The sequence below is a fragment of the Streptomyces sp. NPDC002156 genome (assembly GCF_053593675.1).
Genome location: NZ_JBSFDA010000204.1, coordinates 1 through 17,260, shown reverse-complemented (window position 1 = coordinate 17,260; position 17,260 = coordinate 1). Strand labels below are relative to the sequence as shown.

The following is a 17,260-nucleotide window of genomic DNA, read 5'->3' as shown; positions in this document are numbered from 1 at the left end:
TCCCCCTTTTCCCTCTCGCTGTGCGGGGGGGGGGGGGGGGGGCGCCCCCCCCCCCCCCCCAGGATGGGACGGGTAGGGGCGGCGGGGGCGAGAAACCTGGCCCCGCGAACCACGCCCCCACAGCCGCCCCGTACCTTTGAACGCGTGTACCGGTTTCTGCTGACGCCCCGTTGGTGGGGGATCAACGTCTTCGTGCTGCTCGCCATCCCCTTCTGCGTGTTCATGGGGTCCTGGCAGCTGAGCCGCTTCGAGGACCGCGTGCAGGACCACAAGACCGCCACCGAAGAGGTCTCCGCCGAGAAGCAGGAGGCCGCCCGGCCGCTCGCCGAGCTGCTGCCCGTCGACAAGAAGACCTCCGGCGACCGTGTCACCGTCAGTGGGCGGTACGGCAAGCAGTTGCTCGTCCCGGGGCGCCAGCTCGACGATCGGGACGGGTACTTCGTGCTGACGCTCCTGCGGACCGATGCCGGGAAGGCGCTCCCCGTCGTGCGCGGGTGGCTGCCCGGTACCGCCAGCGCCGCCAAGGCCCCCGCCCCACCCGCCGGCGAAGTCACCGTCACCGGTGCGCTTCAGGCGTCCGAGACCCCGGGGTCGAACGGCGTGAGCGCCGCCGGTGGGCTCCCGGCCGGGCAGACCGGCGCGATCAGTGCTGCCTCGCTCGTGAACCTCGTGCCGTACGACCTGTACGACGCCTGGGTCACCCTCGACAAGGGCGACTCGGGGATGAAGGCCGTACCGGCGACCGCGCCCGCGGACACCGGGCTCGACCTGAAGGCGTTCCAGAACCTCGGCTACACCGGCGAGTGGTTCGTCTTCGCGGGCTTCGTCGTCTTCATGTGGTTCCGGCTGGTGCGCCGGGAGGTGGAGTTCGCCCGGGATGCCGAGCTGGGGCTCCCCACAGCCGAGGAACCTGCTCGCGAGGACGCCACCGTCTGATCCCGCAGGGACTACGCAGGGGCTACGCCGTGGTCTCCGCCATGACCCCCGTCTTGTACACCGTCCCCGCGCACGCGTTCGACACCGTCGCCGACACCGTGGGCGAGCCTGCCTCCGCCGTGTAGGACACCGTCACGCTGCCGTCGGCCACCGTGCCGTCCTCCGTGACCAGCTGGGTGGTGGTGCCGTCGCTGCCGGTCGTGGTGGTCGTGTCCGAGTCCGTGCTCTCGCTCGGTGTGGGCGTCGGCGACGCCGAGGGGTCGCCCGTGCTGCCGCCGTCGGTGGTGCTGTCTGTGGGGCACGTCTCCGAGGGCACCCACGCGAACTGCACCGTGTACGCCGCCCCCGGCTGCAGCACCAGCCCGCTGGACCAGAGCGACGGGTCGGGCAGACCGCCCGCCGCGTCCCCGGCCACATGTTCGGCGAGGCCGATCTTCGTCGCGTCCGCCGCGCCCTGCGCGAGCGGCGACACGCTGCCGCTGCCGCCGACCGTACAGGCGGCGGAGGAGACGTTGACGACCCGGAACGTGCCGTACACCGTGCCGCTGGTGTCGGCGTCGCCGACCGAACCGGTGGCCGAGCCCAGCTGGGTCGCGTCGCAGGTGACCGCCGTCACCGGGGTGTCCGTCGTGCCGCCGCCCCCGCTCGTGCTGCCGCCGCCGCTGCCCTTGTCCGGGTCGGTCGCACCGCCCGAGGGGCTGCTCGACGGCTTGTCCTTGACCGTGCCTGAGCTGCCCCCGGCGGTGCTCTCACCGCCGTCCGGGCCCTTCCCGTTGTCCTTGCCTCCCTCGGTCTGCGAACCGTGGCCCGCGATGACGGAGGGGTCGGCCTCGGAGCCGGTGACGTTCGAGACCAGCAGCGCGGGAATGGCCGTACCGACGAAGAGCAGGGCGGCGGCCGCGCCGATGGCGGCATGCCGCTTGCGGGCGCGGCGGGCGGGCACGGCGCGGCGGAGATGGGCCAGCACGGCGTCGGTGGGTTCGATCCCGCCCACCGCCTGCTGCATCATCCTGCGCAGTGCCAGCTCGTCCGAGTCGAGCCCGTCCAGGCTCTGGTCGTCGGGGCCGTGGTTCACAATTCCGTTCCCAGCGTGCGATTGCGTGTGCTCTTGATCGTGGCGACCGGGCCCATGGACTCCGGACGGCCAACTCCCGTTGGATCGGGCCCCGTTGAGAGGAAGCCTACCGGCCCTGAACTCCTCGGTCCGGAAACCGCCGGTCCCCGCGCCCGCGTCCCCGCGTGCCCCGGGGCCCGCGTCCTCGCCCGGTTCGCGCTCGGCGTCGCCCTGTTCCGGGACCGATTCCCGGACCTGTTCGCCGGCTTCCCCGGCCTCGTTCCGGCCCTGCTCCGGACCCTCGTACTCCTGCCCCTGAGCCCGAGCCCGACCCTGCTGCTCCTGTGGCCCCTGCTGCTCCCGCGCCCGGTCCTTGTCCCGTTCCTGGCCCTGGTCGCTCATGCCGGTTCCTCCATGGCGATGCGCAGCGCGGCGATCCCGCGTGAGCCGTACGCCTTCACCGAACCGAGCGATACGCCCAGCGTCTCGGCGACCTGGGCCTCGGTCATGTCCGCGAAGTAGCGCAGGACGAGGACCTCGCGCTGGCGGCGCTGCAGGCCCTTCATCGCCTTGATGAGGGAGTCGCGTTCCAGCAGGTCGTACGCCCCCTCCTCCGCGCTCGCCATGTCCGGCATTGGCTTGGAAAGGAGCTTCAGGCCGAGGATGCGGCGGCGCAGCGCGGAGCGGGAGAGGTTCACCACCGTCTGGCGCAGATAGGCGAGCGTCTTCTCGGGGTCACGGACGCGCTTGCGCGCCGAGTGGACCCGGATGAACGCCTCCTGGACGACGTCCTCGCAGGACGCGGTGTCGTCGAGGAGCAGTGCCGCGAGTCCGAGGAGCGAGCGGTAGTGGGCACGGTACGTCTCGGTCAGGTGATCGACCGTCGTCCCCGCAGCCGCGCTCTCGTCAGTGCCTTCGCGCTGGTTGGGTATGCGGGCCGGCCGCGCTGCGGGCATCGGCGCGATCACCGGCATGCCGCCGGGAGTACCGGGCACGCGGGGTCGGCGGGGCGGACGCAGGGCTGTGCCGCGCGTCGCCGCTGTGAAGTCGAGTACCTCTGCTGCCACGCATGTTGGACACGCCTCCCCCCTTCAGGGTTGTACGCATCCGGCATCTCGTTTGCGTCGTACGACACAGCCACCTTCATGCGTCCCGCTCTTCCCCTAAATCCATGGTGACCGGCGTCCCCCGCACGGCCTTGGCGTCCCCAACGCCCCTGAAGGGCGTCCGCAAAGACGCTCCCCGCCCTCCGCGCGGTTGCGGAGAACGGGGAGCAAAATCTTCGGAGCCCCAGAAGTTGTCACCTGGATCCTACAAACGTTTTCTGCCACCGCCAGAGTGATTTTCGACAAGATCAACGGGGGGAACCCTGGAAGAAGTCGTGGTCAGGACAGTTCCGCCGCCACCAGCTCGGCGATTTGTACCGTATTGAGCGCCGATCCCTTGCGCAGATTGTCCCCGCACACGAACAGTTCCAGCGCGGTCGGGTCGTCCAGCGCCCGCCGGACCCGGCCGACCCAGGTCGGATCCGTGCCGACCACGTCCACCGGCGTCGGGAACTCCCCCGCGTCCGGGTCGTCGAACAGCACGACCCCGGGCGCGGTGGCGAGAATCTCCCGTGCCTTGGCGACGGTGACCTCGCCCTGGAAGCGGGCGTGGACGGTCAGCGCGTGCGCGGTGACGACCGGGACGCGTACGCAGGTCACGGCCACGGGGAGTTTCGGCAGCCCGAGGATCTTGCGGGACTCGTTCCGGATCTGCATCTCGTCCGACGACCAGCCGTCCGCCCGCGCGGACCCGGCCCACGGTACGACGTTCAGCGCGACCGGCTCCGGGAACGGCCCCGTCCCGTCGCCCACGGCCCGTCGTACGTCTCCGGGGCTGGTCCCCAGTTCCGTACCGGCGACCAGGGACAGCTGCCGGCGCAGGGTGTCCACGCCGGCCCGGCCCGCCCCGCTCACCGCCTGGTACGACGACACCACCAGCTCGCGCAGTCCGAACTCGGCGTGCAGCGCGCCCAGGGCGACGATCATCGACAGGGTCGTGCAGTGCGGGTTGGCGATGATCCCGCGCGGGCGCTGCCGTACCGCGTGCGGATTGACCTCGGGGACGACCAAGGGGACCCCGGGGTCCATCCGGAAGGCGCCCGAGTTGTCGACCACGACGACGCCCTTGGCGGCGGCGACCGGCGCCCAGCGCTCGGCGACCTCCTCGGGTACGTCGAACATGGCGACGTCGACGCCGTCGAAGGCCTCCTCCGACAGCGCCACCACCTCGGTCTCCTCGCCGCGCACGGCCAGCTTGCGGCCGGCCGAGCGCGGGGAGGCGACCAGACGGATCTCGCCCCAGATGTCCGCGTGCTGGGACAGGATCTGGAGCATGACCGCACCGACGGTGCCGGTCGCCCCCACGACGGCGAGCGTCGGCCCCACAGGATTGGCCATCAGCGGCCGGTGCCTCCGTAGACGACGGCTTCGTCGCTGTCGGAGTCGAGGCCGAACGCCGAGTGCACGGCGCGGACGGCCTCCGGGACGTCGTCCTGGCGGGTGACGACCGAGATACGGATCTCGGATGTCGAGATCAGCTCGATGTTCACGCCCGCGTCGGACAGCGCCTGGAAGAACGAGGCGGTGACGCCCGGGTTGGTCTTCATCCCCGCGCCGACCAGCGAGATCTTGCCGATCTGGTCGTCGTAGCGCAGCGATTCGAAGCCGATCGCGCCCTTCGACTTCTCCAGGGCGTCGATGGCCTTGCGGCCCTCGGACTTGGGGAGGGTGAAGGAGATGTCCGTAAGACCGGTGGACGCCGCCGACACGTTCTGCACGATCATGTCGATGTTGATCTCGGCGTCCGCGATGGCGCGGAAGATCACCGCGGCCTCGCCCGGCTTGTCCGGGACGCCGACGACCGTGATCTTGGCTTCGGAGACGTCATGGGCGACTCCGGAGATGATGGCGTGCTCCACCTGCTGGTCCCCTTGCGACTCGGGCTTCTCGTTGCTGACCCAGGTGCCCGGCAGTCCGGAGAAGGACGAGCGCACATGGATCGGGATGTCGTAACGACGGGCGTACTCCACACAGCGGTGGAGCAGCACCTTGGAACCGGAGGCGGCCAGCTCCAGCATGTCCTCGGAGGAGATCCAGTCGATCTTCCGGGCCTTCTTCACCACGCGCGGGTCGGCGGTGAACACACCGTCGACGTCGGTGTAGATCTCGCACACCTCGGCGTTCAGCGCGGCGGCGAGCGCCACGGCGGTGGTGTCGGAACCGCCGCGCCCCAGCGTGGTGATGTCCTTCTTGTCCTGGCTGACGCCCTGGAACCCGGCGACGATGGCGATGTTGCCCTCGTCCAGCGCGGTCCGGATGCGGCCCGGCGTGACGTCGATGATCCGCGCTTTGTTGTGGACCGAGTCGGTGATGACTCCTGCCTGGCTGCCGGTGAAGCTCTGGGCCTCGTGGCCCAGGTTTTTGATCGCCATGGCCAGCAGCGCCATGGAGATCCGCTCTCCGGCGGTCAGCAGCATGTCGAACTCACGCCCGGCAGGCATCGGAGACACCTGCTCGGCGAGATCGATCAGCTCGTCCGTCGTGTCGCCCATCGCGGAAACGACCACGACCACCTGGTGGCCGTTCTTCTTCGCTTCCACGATTCGCTTGGCGACACGCTTGATGCCCTCGGCATCGGCTACGGATGAGCCTCCGTACTTCTGCACGACAAGGCCCACGTGCACTCCTCGCTCAGTCCGTCTGCGGTCGGCTCAGTTTAACGAGCGGCCGAAATCCCCTTACGAGGTATCGCATGGTGAGATGTCCCGCTCATCATGGTGATCACCCGAGGGATCTTCGGCCGCTCGGACGGCTCCTGCCCATCCGTACCAGGGATACGCGTTGCGGCTGTGAATTAAGTTTCAAGGACCCAGGCCATAGGGTTCGGCTGTGCGCGTACTCCTGGTGGAAGACGATGAACCGGTGGCCCAGTCGCTGCGCCGCGGCCTGCTCCGCTACGGCTTCGAGGTGGCGTGGGTGTCCACGGGCGGCGCGGCCCTCAGCCACACCGAACCGTACGACGTCGTCCTGCTCGACCTCGGCCTGCCCGACACCGACGGCCTGGACGTCTGCCGGGCGCTGCGCGAACGCGGTGACGTCCCGATCATCGTCATCAGCGCCCGCAGCGACGAGACGGACCGGGTCGTCGGCCTGGAACTCGGCGCCGACGACTACGTCTCCAAGCCCTTCGGCGTACGGGAGGTCATCGCGCGCATAAGGGCGGTGATGCGGCGCGTCCAGCCCCGTACGACGGCCGAGTCCGGCCCCGACCGGTACGGCACCCGCCTGACGATCGACCGCAAGGCCGCCCGCGTCCGCCTGGACGGCGAGGAGATCGCCCTCGCCCCCAAGGAGTACGACCTGCTGGCCTTCCTCACCGAGGAGCCGGGCGCGCTGATGTCGCGCGAGCAGATCATGGAGGCGGTCTGGGACGCGAACTGGTTCGGGCCGACGAAGACACTCGACGTCCATGTGGCGGCACTGCGGCGGAAGCTGAAGGGCGCGATCACGATCGAGGCGGTACGGGGGGTCGGGTTCCGGCTGGAGATCGACAAGGACGGCAATGGTGACGGCGGGGGCTCGGGCGCCTCATGAACCGCCAGCTCATCCGCAGCTACATCCTGCTCGTCGCGGTCGCCATCCTCCTCTTCACCGTGCCGGTGGCGTTCACGCTCACCAAGCAGCTGCGGGACGACACCAAGGTCTCCGTCCAGCGCGAGGCCAACACCATGGCGCTGCTGCTGAGCAACGGGGACGACATCTCGTGCGAGGCCCTGACCGAGGTGGCCAGGGCGTACGGCGAGGAGACGCCCGGCAGCGTCCAGGCCACGCCCACCAGCAGTTGCGCTCCGGACCTGCCGAGGCCCGCCGAGGACGCGGCGCTGACCCGGGCCACGCAGGAGGGTGAACCGACGACCGACTGGGGTTCCGACTTCATCTGGGGCAAGCACCTGACGATCACCGTCCCCGCGCAACAGGGGTCGGCCGTACGGATCGTGTACTCGACGTCGGACATGACCCAGCGCTTCTGGAGCATCTGGGGTTTCCGGGCGGGCCTCGCGGTGCTGGTCCTCGGGGCGGCCGCCGCGATCGGCGCGATCGCCGCCCGCCGGATCACCGCTCCCCTGCGTGAACTCAACGGCATGGCGAGCAAGTTCAGCGACGGCGACCTGACCGCACGCTCACAGGTGACCGGCCCGCCGGAGACCCAGACCCTGGCCCGCACCCTCAACCAGGGTGCGGAACGCCTGGACACCCTGGTCGCCTCGCAGCGGATCTTCGTGGCGGACGCGTCGCACCAACTCCGTACCCCGCTCACGGCGTTGCGGCTGTCGCTGGACAACATCGCGGACGGCGTGGACGACGAGTTCGTACGGGAGGACGTGGAGCAGGCGACCGCGGAGGTGGTCCGGATGAGCCGCCTGGTCAACGGGCTGCTGGTGCTGGCGCGGGCCGAGGCGAAGGTCACGGCGGCGGAGCCGCTCTCCCTGCGGGACATCGTGGACGAACGTCTGTCGGTGTGGAGGCCGGCCGCCGACGAGCGCGGGGTCACCATCGCGCTCAGGGGGAGTGGGGGTGCCGACGGCCGGCTGCTCGTGCTGGCCAGCCCCGGTCATCTGGACCAGGTGCTGGACAACGTGCTGTCCAACGCCCTGGAGGTCTCACCGGACGGCGGGACGATCACCGTTCGGGCCGAACCCCGGGGCGACGAGATGGAGTTGACGGTGGCGGACGGGGGCCCCGGCATGTCGGACGCCGAGAAGTCCCGCGCCTTCGACCGCTTCTGGCGCGGCCAGGGCCTCACCGGGCGCTCCGGCTCGGGCCTCGGCCTCGCCGTCGTCAAACAACTGGTGACGGACGACGGCGGAACGGTGACCCTGGCGGACGCGCCCGGGGGCGGGCTGTGCGTCCGGATCACACTCCGGGCCGCACAACGGGCCGGTTGAAGCCGGTATCGAGGGCTCAGCCCTCGGGCATCATCGACGAGTGGTGGTTGACGATCAGCCACTCGCCGCCCCGCTTCTCGTACTCGTACGTGTAGCGGGCGTCGACCCTCTTCTTCTCGCCGGTCTTCGGGTCGGTGAGGATGAAGTAGTACGAGCCGGTGTCGATGGCCGAGTTGTTGTCCAGGATGTTGATGATCGTCTTGGTCTTCGTGCCGACCGGCTTGTTCTCCAGGAAGTGGTGGAAGTAGTCCTCGATCTCGGCGTGGTTGGTGCGGATCTTGTTGGACACGGTCGGCAGCAGCACCGCGTCGTCCGCGTACCGCTCGGTGACCTTCTCCGCGTCGCCGGTCTGCAGGGTCTTGTTCCAGCCGTCGAAGAGGGCCGCGATCTGCTTCTTGGTGGGCTTCTTCGGCTCGTCGGCACCCGCCGCACTGACCCCGACCGTCACCGTGGCTGCGGTGACAAGGGCGGTGGCGGTGACGAGGGCGGCGCGTATGCGGGTCTTGCGGGTCATCGCAACTCCTGTACGGATGAGGTGGGTTACTCCCTTCCGCATGTCCTGCGGTGGAAGTGACTCCAGCCTCGCTTTCCGCTGGTTAGCGCCCGTGCAAGGGACGTACAGGGGGTGGGAAGGACGATTCCAATTCACGTAGGGCGAGCGCGAGGGCACTCTCCGCCATCGCGGGCTGCACCATCGATCCACCGGCCCCGCCCAGGTCGCGCACAATCGCCCCAGTACGGTGAGGCATGATCTCCGCGCAGAAACTGTTCCCGCTCGGCATGACGACGACGGTGGCCGCCGCCGCACTGGCGCTCACCGGCTGCGGATCGGGCTCGTCGGACGGTGCCGACGGCGCCGACGCGAGCCCCGCGGCCAAGGGTGCCGTCACGGCGGCGCAGGCGGCGAAGATCCTCGACACCTACGAGACGGTCAACAACAAGGCCAACGCCCAGCAGGACGTGGACCTGTTGGGCACCGTCGAGGGCGGGCAGCTGTACGAGCAGAGCAAGGCCGACTACCTCCTCTTCGAGACCAAGTCGAAGGAGGACCAGGCCGCGTACAGGAAGCCGTTCCAGTACACCGGCCGGAAGTACTGGATCCCGGCGGGCAAGGACTGGTTCGCGGTGACGACCAAGGCCAGCGACTCGAAGAGCGAGGCGCTGCTGGTCTTCGGCAAGGAGTACGACGACTGGAAGCTGATGTCGGCGGTCTACTCGGAGGTACCGCTCCCGGCGATCGCCACCGACGACGCGGGCCTCGCCACCGCCGTCGACGCCGGCATCCGCGTCGGCACGCTCGCCCCGAACCAGATCTCGGCGGCGTACGAGGACCTGTACACGACCGGCGGCAAGAAGGCCGGGACGGGCATCGCGCAGACCACCGAGCCCGCGAAGGACGCGATCGAGACCTACACGAAGCGCAACAGCGGCAAGGGCGCGGAGTACGCGACGAAGGCGTACGTCGCCACCCCCACCGCGTTCGACACGGTGTACGCCCTGCGCCTCGAGAACGGCGGCGCCCTGGCCGCACTGCCGACCGCGCACGCCTCCCAGTACGTGCTGAAGGCGTCGTACCGCGAGAACTACGACATCACCCCGACGGAGGTGGAGTCGGTCTTCAACATCCGCGACCGCGACACCGTGGTGAACACCTACCAGGGCATGGCCCTGGCCACCCTCCCGAAGACGGGCAAGCCGTCGGTGCTCGCCGACGAGTACAGGATCGTGGATTCGCAGTAACGGCGGCTGGAGACTGGACAGTTGACAACGGGGTTGGTGCTCGTCGCGACGGTCGCCCTCGGCTCCTGCGTGCAGTGGCTGACGGGAATGGGCTTCGCCCTGGTCTCCGTACCGGTACTGGTCCTGCTCCTGGGCCCCGCCGACGGAGTGGTCCTGGCCAACTGCGCGGCCGGAGTGATCTGCCTGGTCGGTCTGGCGGGCGGCCGGCGGCACGTCCGCCCGGCCGCGATGGTCCCGCTGTGCGCCGCGGCTGCGTGCACGGTACCGGCGGGCACCTGGCTGGCCCGCCGTCTGCCCGAACCCGTGCTGCTCGCGGTGATGGGCGCCCTGGTGACGACGGCCGTGATACTGGTGCTGTGCGGCACCCGGGTCCCCGCCCTGCGCGGCAGGGCGGGGGCGGTGGTGGCGGGTGCGGCGGGCGGCTTCATGAACTCGGCGGCGGGCGTCGGTGGTCCCCCGGTCTCCCTGTACGCGGTCAACGCGGGCTGGACGGTACGGGAGTTCGTGCCGAACGCCATGTTCTACGGCGTGCTGGTGAACGCGTTCTCGATCGCGTCCAACGGGCTCCCCCATCTGTCCCCACCCCTGTGGACGGTGTCCGCCGCGGCCATGCTGGCGGGTTCCCTCATCGGCAGAACCCTCACCGGCCGCATCCCGGAGCCCCGGGCCCGCCTGCTGGTCCTGCTGCTGGCTCTGGCGGGCGGGGTGACGACGCTGGGGAGGGGGGTGTGGGGGATGGCCGTAGGGTCGCTCCATGGGTGATCTTCGGGTGGTGCTGATCGGAGGCACCTCGAACGCAGGCAAGTCGGCCGTCGCCCAAGTGGTCGCAGACCGGCTGGGGTTCACGTGCCGGTCGACGGACGGGCTGGCCCGGCATCCGGGACGCCCGTGGCGTACGCCGGAGTGGGAGGTGCCGCCCCATGTCGCCGAGCACTACCGCACGCTCACCGTCGAGGAGTTGGTCTCCTCGGTCCTGGAACACTACGAGCGTCTGTGGCCCCGGATCGAGGGGCTGATCGCCCAACACGCGCACGGGCAGGGCGGCTTGGTCCTGGAGGGGTCGGCCCTCTGGCCCACCCGCGTCGCGACCCTGACGGTCCCGCACACGGCCGCCGTATGGCTCACGGCCGAGGACACTGTCGTACGCGAACGGGTGCACGGGGCGGGCGGCTACACGCGGGCGACAGCCGAGGAGCGGTACCTGATGGACAAGTTCCTTGCCCGCAGCGCCCGTTACCAGTCCCTCATGCGGGCCGAGATCGCCAGGCTGGGCCTGGCCACGGCCCGCGTCGTGGACGCGGGTGACGGGCGGTCCGCGGAAGCCGTGGCCGACGCGGTCCTGACGATCAGTCCACGAACTCCTTGAGGGGCTCGGTGTCGAGGGAGAAGTTCACGGGGTCGGGGAGCTTGACGGTGGCGCCGAAGGGCAGCTTCTCCTCGTGGCGGTAGCGGCCGTTCTCCAGCTGGTTGAACACCACGACCGAGCCGTCGTCCCGGTCGATGAGAAGGTAGACGGGGATACCGGCGGCCGCGTAGCCGTCGGGCTTCAGCCCCCGCTCCGCACGACCTGCCTGACGGGTTACTTCACCGTCCGCAGGCCCAGCGGCTCCGCGATCTCCTCCGCCATCACCTTTCCGGCCTCCTCCGCCAGGGTCTCGTCGCCGAGGTCCTGGTCCGTGTCCAGGCCGTCCAGCTCCTCCAGGGGCTGGTTCAGGCGGACGTGGGCGACCACGGACTGGAGGGCGCGGAGGGTGGCCGAGGCTGTTGAGCCCCAGTTGGAGAAGTAGGAGAACTGCCACCACCACAGGGCCTCCGTGGTGCGGCCCGCCCGGTAGTGGGCCATGCCGTGGCGCAGGTCGGTGAGGACGTCGGCCAGGTCGTCGGAGATACGGGCCGGGACCGGGGCCTTGCGGGGCTCGTACGGGTCGAAGACCTCCGAGTAGACGTCCACCGGTTCCAGCATCACCGCCAGGCGCTCGCGGATGTCGTCCACGTCCGGTTCCGGGCCCAGGTCGGGCTCGTAGCGCTCGTCCGGGACGATGTCCTCGTGCGCGCCGAGGCGGCCACCGGCCAGCAGGAGCTGGGAGACCTCCAGGAGGAGGAAGGGGACCGCCGAGTCGGGGTCCTCGCCCTTGGCGACCTCGGTGACGGCCACCAGGAAGCTCTCCACCTGGTCGGCGATCTGGACCGCGAAGTCGTCGGGGTCCTGCGTCGTGTTGTGCAGCGTGGCGTCAGACATCTAGGAGTCGTCTCCCCTCGAAGGCGCGGCCAAGGGTCACCTCGTCCGCGTATTCCAGGTCGCCACCCACAGGGAGGCCGCTGGCCAGGCGGGTGACCTTGAGGCCCATGGGCTTGATCATGCGGGCGAGATACGTGGCCGTGGCCTCGCCCTCCAGGTTCGGGTCCGTGGCCAGGATCAGCTCCGTGACCGCACCGTCGGCGAGCCGGGCCAGGAGTTCCCTTATCCGCAGGTCGTCGGGACCGACGCCCTCGATCGGGCTGATCGCGCCGCCCAGGACGTGGTACTTGCCCCGGAACTCACGCGTCCGCTCGACCGCCACGACGTCCTTGGGCTCCTCGACGACACAGATGACCGTGACGTCCCGGCGCGGGTCGCGGCAGATGTTGCACAGCTCTTCCTGCGCCACGTTCCCGCAGGTCGCGCAGAAGCGGACCTTCGCCTTCACTTCGAGGAGGGCGTGCGCGAGCCGCCGTACGTCCGTCGGCTCCGCCTGCAGGATGTGGAAGGCGATCCGCTGCGCGCTCTTGGGACCGACGCCGGGGAGCCGCCCCAGTTCGTCGATGAGGTCCTGGACCACGCCTTCGTACACGGACTGCCTTTCCTGGTTCTGGTTGTCGTGCGTGCTTCGATCCTGTTGTACGTACCGTAGTTGGCCTTCGCCCGCCTGAGGAAGGCGGGACGGGGGGCGCGCGGTGCGAACGTCAGAACGGCAGGCCCGGGATGCCGCTTCCGCCGCCGCCCAGACCCTGCGCCAGCGGGCCGAGCTTCTGCTGCTGAAGCTGCTGCGCGTTCTCGTTCGCCGCCTGTACGGCCGCCACGACCAGGTCGGCGAGGGTCTCGGTGTCCTCCGGGTCGACCGCCTTCGGGTCGATCTTGAGGGCGCGCAGCTCGCCGGCACCCGTCACGGTCGCCTTGACCAGACCGCCGCCCGCCTGCCCGTCGACCTCGGTCCGCGCGAGTTCCTCCTGCGCGTTCGCCAGGTCCTGCTGCATCTTCTGGGCCTGCTGGAGCAGCTGCTGCATGTTGGGCTGGCCACCACCGGGGATCACGATCAGCTCCTCTTTCGCGTCGTTCACCTACGAATTCTGGCGTTCAGCACGAGCCTACGTGGTCGACCCGGCCGTCGCCCCGGCACTCTTTCGAGTGAGCCGGTACCGGTGCCCTACCTGATCAAGGACGTCTTCCGAGCGGAAAAGTAACCAAAGCCCGGTCATCGCCACCCATTGGGCGGTAGGAATGGGGCGGCGCGACAGCTTTACAGCAGCATCAGATGTCACGCGGGCACCCGTACGGTGTCACGCACCGTGATTGAAGGAGTGCCGGGTGAGCCAGCCGGAGATGCAGCCCGAGGGGCCGTCCCAGAGACCGCCCCACGACGGGCGGAGCGAAGGTCCCGCCGGGCTCGGTTTCCCCGGGCTGCGGCCCGGGGACCTCACCGGCCGGCCCTTCCCCCTCGGCGACTGGGGCGAGCCCGCGCCACGCCTCGACGAGCTGTACCGGTGGGTGGAGCAGGGGGCGCTGGAGACGGCGGCCTGGTATCTCGCCGACCGGGTGTGGAAGCGGCGGGGGGCGCGGGCGCTGCGTACGGGGGCCGCGGTCGGGGCGGTCGCCGGAGCGGCGCTCCCTCTGCTCGACCTCACCGGGGTGATGGGCGGGGTCGCCCCCTGGGGGTACCTGGCGCTGCTGCTCGCGGTGGCGTGCGTGGCCGTGGACCGGTACTTCGGGATCACCTCGGGGTGGATAAGGGACGTCGCGACCGCGCAGGCCGTGCAGCGGCGGTTGCAGGTGCTGCAGTTCGAGTGGGCGTCGGAGAGTGTGCGGGAGGTTCTGGGGCCGACGGAGGGGACGGCGAGCGAGGCGGCCGATCGGTGTCTGGGGGTGCTGCGTCGTTTTTCGGAGGATGTGACGGAGTTGGTGCGGGCGGAGACGTCGGACTGGATGGTGGAGTTCGGGGCGGGGGGTGCGCCGTTGGGTATGCAGTCGGCGGGGTCGGGGGTGCCCCGCCAGGACGCGACGGTCCACCAGGGCCGCTTCGGCATCGCCCCGGGAACCCGCCCGAACATGCCGCGCCAGCGCCCCCCGGAGGCGAGGTGAGGCAGGCATGGGTGGCTTGCACGCAGAAACCCCGCCGGGGATTGCCCAGCGGGGTTTCCGGTTCATCGATCTGCCTAGGTCACTGCTCGCTCAAAGCAGCTCGCAGGTGAGCGATCAGATCATCGCTCGGCACCTCTACCCAGGAGGAGTCGGGCGCCACGGCGCGGACCTCGTAGCGCTCCTCGTCCGGCTCGTAGACCAGGACCTGACGGCTCTGCCAGTTCAACGCATCCACCTGTAGGCGAACGGCACGGTGCGAGATCGTCGGGAACATGCGCCCCAGCACCTCGTCCTCGTGAAGACGACGGAGGAGACTCCACTGCTCCCGGTGGAACTCGGTCGACAGGAGCATGGACCACTGCGACGAAGTGGGCTCCCCCCTTTCGAGCATCCCGGCGAATTCGTCGAGCTCCAGGAACCCGAACCTCGCCTTCAGCTCGTCCAGCGACACACCTTCCCGCCATGCGGCGACCGCCTCGACAAGCAGTCCGAGGTCGTCCGTCGAGCCGAGCTCCCAGGAGAAATCGGGAATGTAGACCTTCAGCTGGAATAGACGCTCCTCGGTCGCGCGATGGACCGACACATTGCCCCGTGACGTATGGAAACAGACGTCGTCGGTGACCCAGAAGAACCGCCCCATGTCACATCCGCGCAGCCTCGCCGCCTCGTTCATTGCCGACGCAAGGTCACCCGCAGCGGTCACATCCGGGTACAGGTCTTTTGGTTGGGTGCCCATGTTTCGACTCCTCAGCAGTGGCAGTATCCGATAATCGAACCCTTCACGGGATCAAGGTTCCCCTTCAGTACCGATAGATCCGGCATGGGTGTCGGGGGATCCAGTCGCATGGCTCCGTCCGGGCCCGACGGTGAATAGAACTTGATCGAACTCCACGGACGCTGACCGTTGGCGAGAGCTCTCGCGATCATGGACATCTCGTAGTCCGTGGCGCGTCCGTCCTCACCGGCCATCAGGCCACGCCGGGCAGCATCCACGAAGGTTCCCTCTCCGGCCAGTCCCGTCATGTTGATGTGCAGCGTCACACTCGGATCGGCGATGGCCATCTCCGCGATCCTGGCGAAGTCGTTCGGGGACACGTTGGAGAAGGTGGCGAACTTGTTCTCAGGCAGCTGGGCCCACTCGTCGAGCTTCCCACCTCTCTGCCACCCCAACGCCACCTTGCAGTTGTGGACGAGAACCGGAGCGGCGCCCGCCAGCACGAAGAAGGTGTGCAGGTCCGCGACCGTGAGGTCGTAGACCGTGCGCGGGGCCAGGCCCGAGCGGTCACGAAGGGCGGTCACCGCGCGGACCGAGCCGTCCGGGGTGCGCAGGCGGTCGCCGACGCGCAGGTCGGAGACCAGCGTCCACCCGTGGTCCACCACGTAGAACTTGTGGCCGGCGGTGCTGGCCAGCCTTCCGCCGTCGGCGACGGTGATGTCCACCAGCCGCTGGGTGTCGTGCTTGAAGGTGTCGGTGACCTGCCTGGCCCGCAGCAGGCCGGAAGCCGGATCCGTGGCCATGACCAGGTCTCCCACGCCCACCTGGCTGATGGGCCGGCGTGAACCGTCCGCCATCAGCACCTGGGTGGTGCCGGGGAAACTGTTCGCCTTGCAGGCGGTGTACAGGTCCTCGTGGGCGTTGACGATGGCGTTGAGCTTGGAGAGGGTCCCGGGGTCCAGGTCGAGGGCACTGAGTGCCCTGAACGCCTCACGGACCCCGACGCCGGTCTTCATGGCGGCGTCCAGAGCACGGATGCCTTCGAAGACCTTGCCGAACGCCTTGCCGGGGACGAAGTTGCTCAGCGCCCAGGCGCAGCCGCTGCCACTGCCGTGCCAGCAGTCGACGAAGTCCTGGACCAGGATCGCCTTGATGATCTGGTAGGTGAGGGTCTGCTGGATGAGTTCCAGCTTGGAGAAGTAGCGGGTGACATCCTTCTTCAGACCCGGGATGCGCTTGCTCTCGATGAGCAGCGTGTCCGCCGACGGGCAGCTGTCCGCAGCGGCCGTCGTGTCGGGGTTGGTGCAGAGGAAGAAGTCGACGTCCGCGCTGAAGGTGACCGTGAACGTGGTGGTGCAGCCTTCGAAGCCGACCGTGATCACGCAGGGTTCGTGCTGCCTGGCGTCGGTGATCTCGACGGTGTCCTCGTCGACGACGTACCAGGTGCCGCCGACTCCGGTACCCGCACCGGTCGAGACCTGCTTGTTCGCGGCGTTGCGGGCCGCTTCCTCGGCTGCCTGCTGCGCCTCCTGTGCGTACTTCAGCGCGTCCTTAGCCGCCTGCTCCGCCTCGGTGGCGGCGGCGTCGGCGCGGTCGGCGGCGGCTCGGGCGTCCTTGGCGGACTGTTCGGCCGCCGCTGCGGCGTCGCGGGCGGCTGCCGCGTCGAGGGCTGCCTGGTCGGCGGCGGTGCGGGCGTCCTTGGCGTAGCCCTCGGCGCGGCCGGCTGCCTGGTCGGCGGCGGTCGCGTCGGCGGTGGCCTGACGGTCGTACTCGATGGTGCGGGCCAGGGACGCCGATGCCTGGGAGGCTGCCTTGGCGGCGTCGGCCGCGTAGCCCAGGGCCTCCTTGGAGTAGGTGCGGGCGTTCGCCGCGTGGGTGGCGGCGTTCGCCGCGTACTGGTAGGCGAGCTTCGTGTCGCCCGTCGCCTGGTCGGCGAGGTTCTTGGCCGCGGCTGCTTCCGCCTGTGCGTTCCTGGCGTGGGCGTCGGCGACGGCCTGCTGCTGTTCGGCGATCGACTTCGCCGTCTGACCGGCCAGTACGACCAGGGCAGCCGCCGAGTCGGTGGTCACGTAGGGAGAGCCGAGTTCGATCGCGTCGTTGGCCGGCTTGGCGACCTGGGACGCGGCGTTGCCCGCGTCGACCGCGGCCTGCGCGGTGACATGGGCGAAACCGGCGGCCTTCGCGGAGGCGGCCAGGGCCTTGGCGGCCTCCTTGCTCGCCTCGTCCGCCTGGGACTTGGCGGTCTTGGCCAACCGCTCCGCCTCGTCCGCCAGTTCGACGGCCGTCCTGGCCTCGGCGGATGCGTGCTGGGACGCCTGGATCGCGTCGGCCACCGCGCTGGTCGCGGTCGCGACGGCGGCGTCGGCCCTCAGTTTCGCGGCCTGGGCTGCGTCCGCGTTCGAGCGGGCGCGCTTGGCAGCCGCTTCGGCGCGGGTCGCCGCGGCGTCCGCCTCGGCTGCCGCCTGGGTGGCGGCGTTCGCCGCAGCC

At 69.8% G+C, this 17,260-nt stretch carries 18 protein-coding genes; 7 read left to right on the top strand and 11 right to left on the bottom strand.

The genetic code is table 11. The features are described 5' to 3' along the window. Nucleotides 1-144 precede the first annotated feature (144 nt). The gene (locus ACWCRB_RS43755; protein ID WP_451001394.1) at nucleotides 145-936 is read left to right on the top strand and encodes an SURF1 family protein; all 792 of its coding nucleotides are present in this window, start codon (nucleotides 145-147) and stop codon (nucleotides 934-936) included. Nucleotides 937-958: 22 nt separating this feature from the next. Here ACWCRB_RS43755 and ACWCRB_RS43750 read toward each other — a convergent pair whose 3' ends face one another. The 4 genes from ACWCRB_RS43750 to ACWCRB_RS43735 all read right to left on the bottom strand — a co-directional run bounded on the left by ACWCRB_RS43750 (nucleotide 959) and on the right by ACWCRB_RS43735 (nucleotide 5,714). Then, nucleotides 959-2,392, bottom strand: coding sequence for a hypothetical protein (locus tag ACWCRB_RS43750; protein WP_451001393.1), 1,434 nt, complete (start codon nucleotides 2,390-2,392; stop codon nucleotides 959-961). Further along, nucleotides 2,389-2,964 carry a SigE family RNA polymerase sigma factor gene (locus ACWCRB_RS43745; RefSeq protein WP_451001396.1) on the bottom strand — a complete coding sequence of 192 codons (576 nt, stop codon included), beginning with the start codon at nucleotides 2,962-2,964 and terminating at the stop codon, nucleotides 2,389-2,391. Before ACWCRB_RS43745 ends, ACWCRB_RS43750 begins: the two co-directional genes overlap by 4 nt. Nucleotides 2,965-3,375: 411 nt before the next feature. Continuing rightward, nucleotides 3,376-4,434, bottom strand: coding sequence for an aspartate-semialdehyde dehydrogenase (locus tag ACWCRB_RS43740; RefSeq protein ID WP_451001392.1), 1,059 nt, complete (start codon nucleotides 4,432-4,434; stop codon nucleotides 3,376-3,378). Next, a complete protein-coding gene (locus ACWCRB_RS43735) occupies nucleotides 4,434-5,714 on the bottom strand; it encodes an aspartate kinase (RefSeq protein ID WP_451001391.1) in 1,281 nt (426 codons plus the stop codon). Before ACWCRB_RS43735 ends, ACWCRB_RS43740 begins: the two co-directional genes overlap by 1 nt. 211 nt (nucleotides 5,715-5,925) lie before the next feature. On the opposite strand from ACWCRB_RS43735, the gene ACWCRB_RS43730 reads away from it, so the two are divergent. Both ACWCRB_RS43730 and ACWCRB_RS43725 read left to right on the top strand, forming a co-directional pair. Next, nucleotides 5,926-6,630 (top strand): response regulator transcription factor, encoded by a 705-nt coding sequence (locus ACWCRB_RS43730; protein ID WP_451001390.1) that lies wholly within the window; start codon nucleotides 5,926-5,928, stop codon nucleotides 6,628-6,630. Beyond that, entirely contained in the window at nucleotides 6,627-7,982 is a 1,356-nt protein-coding gene (locus tag ACWCRB_RS43725) for a sensor histidine kinase (protein WP_451001389.1), read from the top strand. Before ACWCRB_RS43730 ends, ACWCRB_RS43725 begins: the two co-directional genes overlap by 4 nt. A gap of 16 nt (nucleotides 7,983-7,998) precedes the next feature. On the opposite strand, the gene ACWCRB_RS43720 is transcribed toward ACWCRB_RS43725, so the two are convergent. Next, nucleotides 7,999-8,496 carry an SgcJ/EcaC family oxidoreductase gene (locus tag ACWCRB_RS43720; protein WP_369037698.1) on the bottom strand — a complete coding sequence of 166 codons (498 nt, stop codon included), beginning with the start codon at nucleotides 8,494-8,496 and terminating at the stop codon, nucleotides 7,999-8,001. Between the two features lie 233 nt (nucleotides 8,497-8,729). On the opposite strand from ACWCRB_RS43720, the gene ACWCRB_RS43715 reads away from it, so the two are divergent. The 3 genes from ACWCRB_RS43715 to ACWCRB_RS43705 are packed head-to-tail and all read left to right on the top strand — an operon-like array spanning nucleotide 8,730 to nucleotide 11,088. Beyond that, nucleotides 8,730-9,722 (top strand): hypothetical protein, encoded by a 993-nt coding sequence (locus ACWCRB_RS43715; protein ID WP_451001388.1) that lies wholly within the window; start codon nucleotides 8,730-8,732, stop codon nucleotides 9,720-9,722. Nucleotides 9,723-9,743: 21 nt separating this feature from the next. Continuing rightward, a complete protein-coding gene (locus ACWCRB_RS43710; protein WP_451001387.1) occupies nucleotides 9,744-10,484 on the top strand; it encodes a TSUP family transporter in 741 nt (246 codons plus the stop codon). Then, nucleotides 10,477-11,088 carry a hypothetical protein gene (locus tag ACWCRB_RS43705; protein WP_451001386.1) on the top strand — a complete coding sequence of 204 codons (612 nt, stop codon included), beginning with the start codon at nucleotides 10,477-10,479 and terminating at the stop codon, nucleotides 11,086-11,088. Before ACWCRB_RS43710 ends, ACWCRB_RS43705 begins: the two co-directional genes overlap by 8 nt. On the opposite strand, the gene ACWCRB_RS43700 is transcribed toward ACWCRB_RS43705, so the two are convergent. From ACWCRB_RS43700 to ACWCRB_RS43685, 4 genes are all read right to left on the bottom strand, one after another. Continuing rightward, nucleotides 11,069-11,272 (bottom strand): Uma2 family endonuclease, encoded by a 204-nt coding sequence (locus tag ACWCRB_RS43700; protein WP_451001395.1) that lies wholly within the window; start codon nucleotides 11,270-11,272, stop codon nucleotides 11,069-11,071. The two genes, ACWCRB_RS43705 and ACWCRB_RS43700, sit on opposite strands and share 20 nt — an antisense overlap. Nucleotides 11,273-11,301: 29 nt before the next feature. Beyond that, nucleotides 11,302-11,961, bottom strand: coding sequence for a DUF5063 domain-containing protein (locus ACWCRB_RS43695; RefSeq protein ID WP_451001385.1), 660 nt, complete (start codon nucleotides 11,959-11,961; stop codon nucleotides 11,302-11,304). Continuing rightward, nucleotides 11,954-12,553 carry a recombination mediator RecR gene (recR, locus tag ACWCRB_RS43690; RefSeq protein WP_235476183.1) on the bottom strand — a complete coding sequence of 200 codons (600 nt, stop codon included), beginning with the start codon at nucleotides 12,551-12,553 and terminating at the stop codon, nucleotides 11,954-11,956. The genes ACWCRB_RS43695 and recR overlap by 8 nt, the downstream gene beginning before the upstream one ends. Nucleotides 12,554-12,665: 112 nt before the next feature. Beyond that, entirely contained in the window at nucleotides 12,666-13,013 is a 348-nt protein-coding gene (locus tag ACWCRB_RS43685) for a YbaB/EbfC family nucleoid-associated protein (protein WP_006373444.1), read from the bottom strand. Between the two features lie 274 nt (nucleotides 13,014-13,287). Between ACWCRB_RS43685 and ACWCRB_RS43680 the strand changes: the two genes are divergently transcribed. Continuing rightward, complete coding sequence (locus ACWCRB_RS43680) at nucleotides 13,288-14,058, top strand: SLATT domain-containing protein (protein ID WP_451001384.1); 771 nt, start codon at nucleotides 13,288-13,290, stop codon at nucleotides 14,056-14,058. 79 nt (nucleotides 14,059-14,137) lie between these two features. Here the strand turns inward: ACWCRB_RS43680 and ACWCRB_RS43675 are convergent, their stop codons facing one another. Both ACWCRB_RS43675 and ACWCRB_RS43670 read right to left on the bottom strand, forming a co-directional pair. Next, nucleotides 14,138-14,794: a hypothetical protein gene (locus ACWCRB_RS43675; protein WP_451001383.1), complete on the bottom strand. Its 657-nt coding sequence runs from the start codon at nucleotides 14,792-14,794 to the stop codon at nucleotides 14,138-14,140. Nucleotides 14,795-14,805: 11 nt separating this feature from the next. Further along, on the bottom strand, nucleotides 14,806-17,260 hold a 2,455-nt coding region (locus ACWCRB_RS43670), incomplete at its 5' end, for a Hint domain-containing protein (protein ID WP_451001382.1).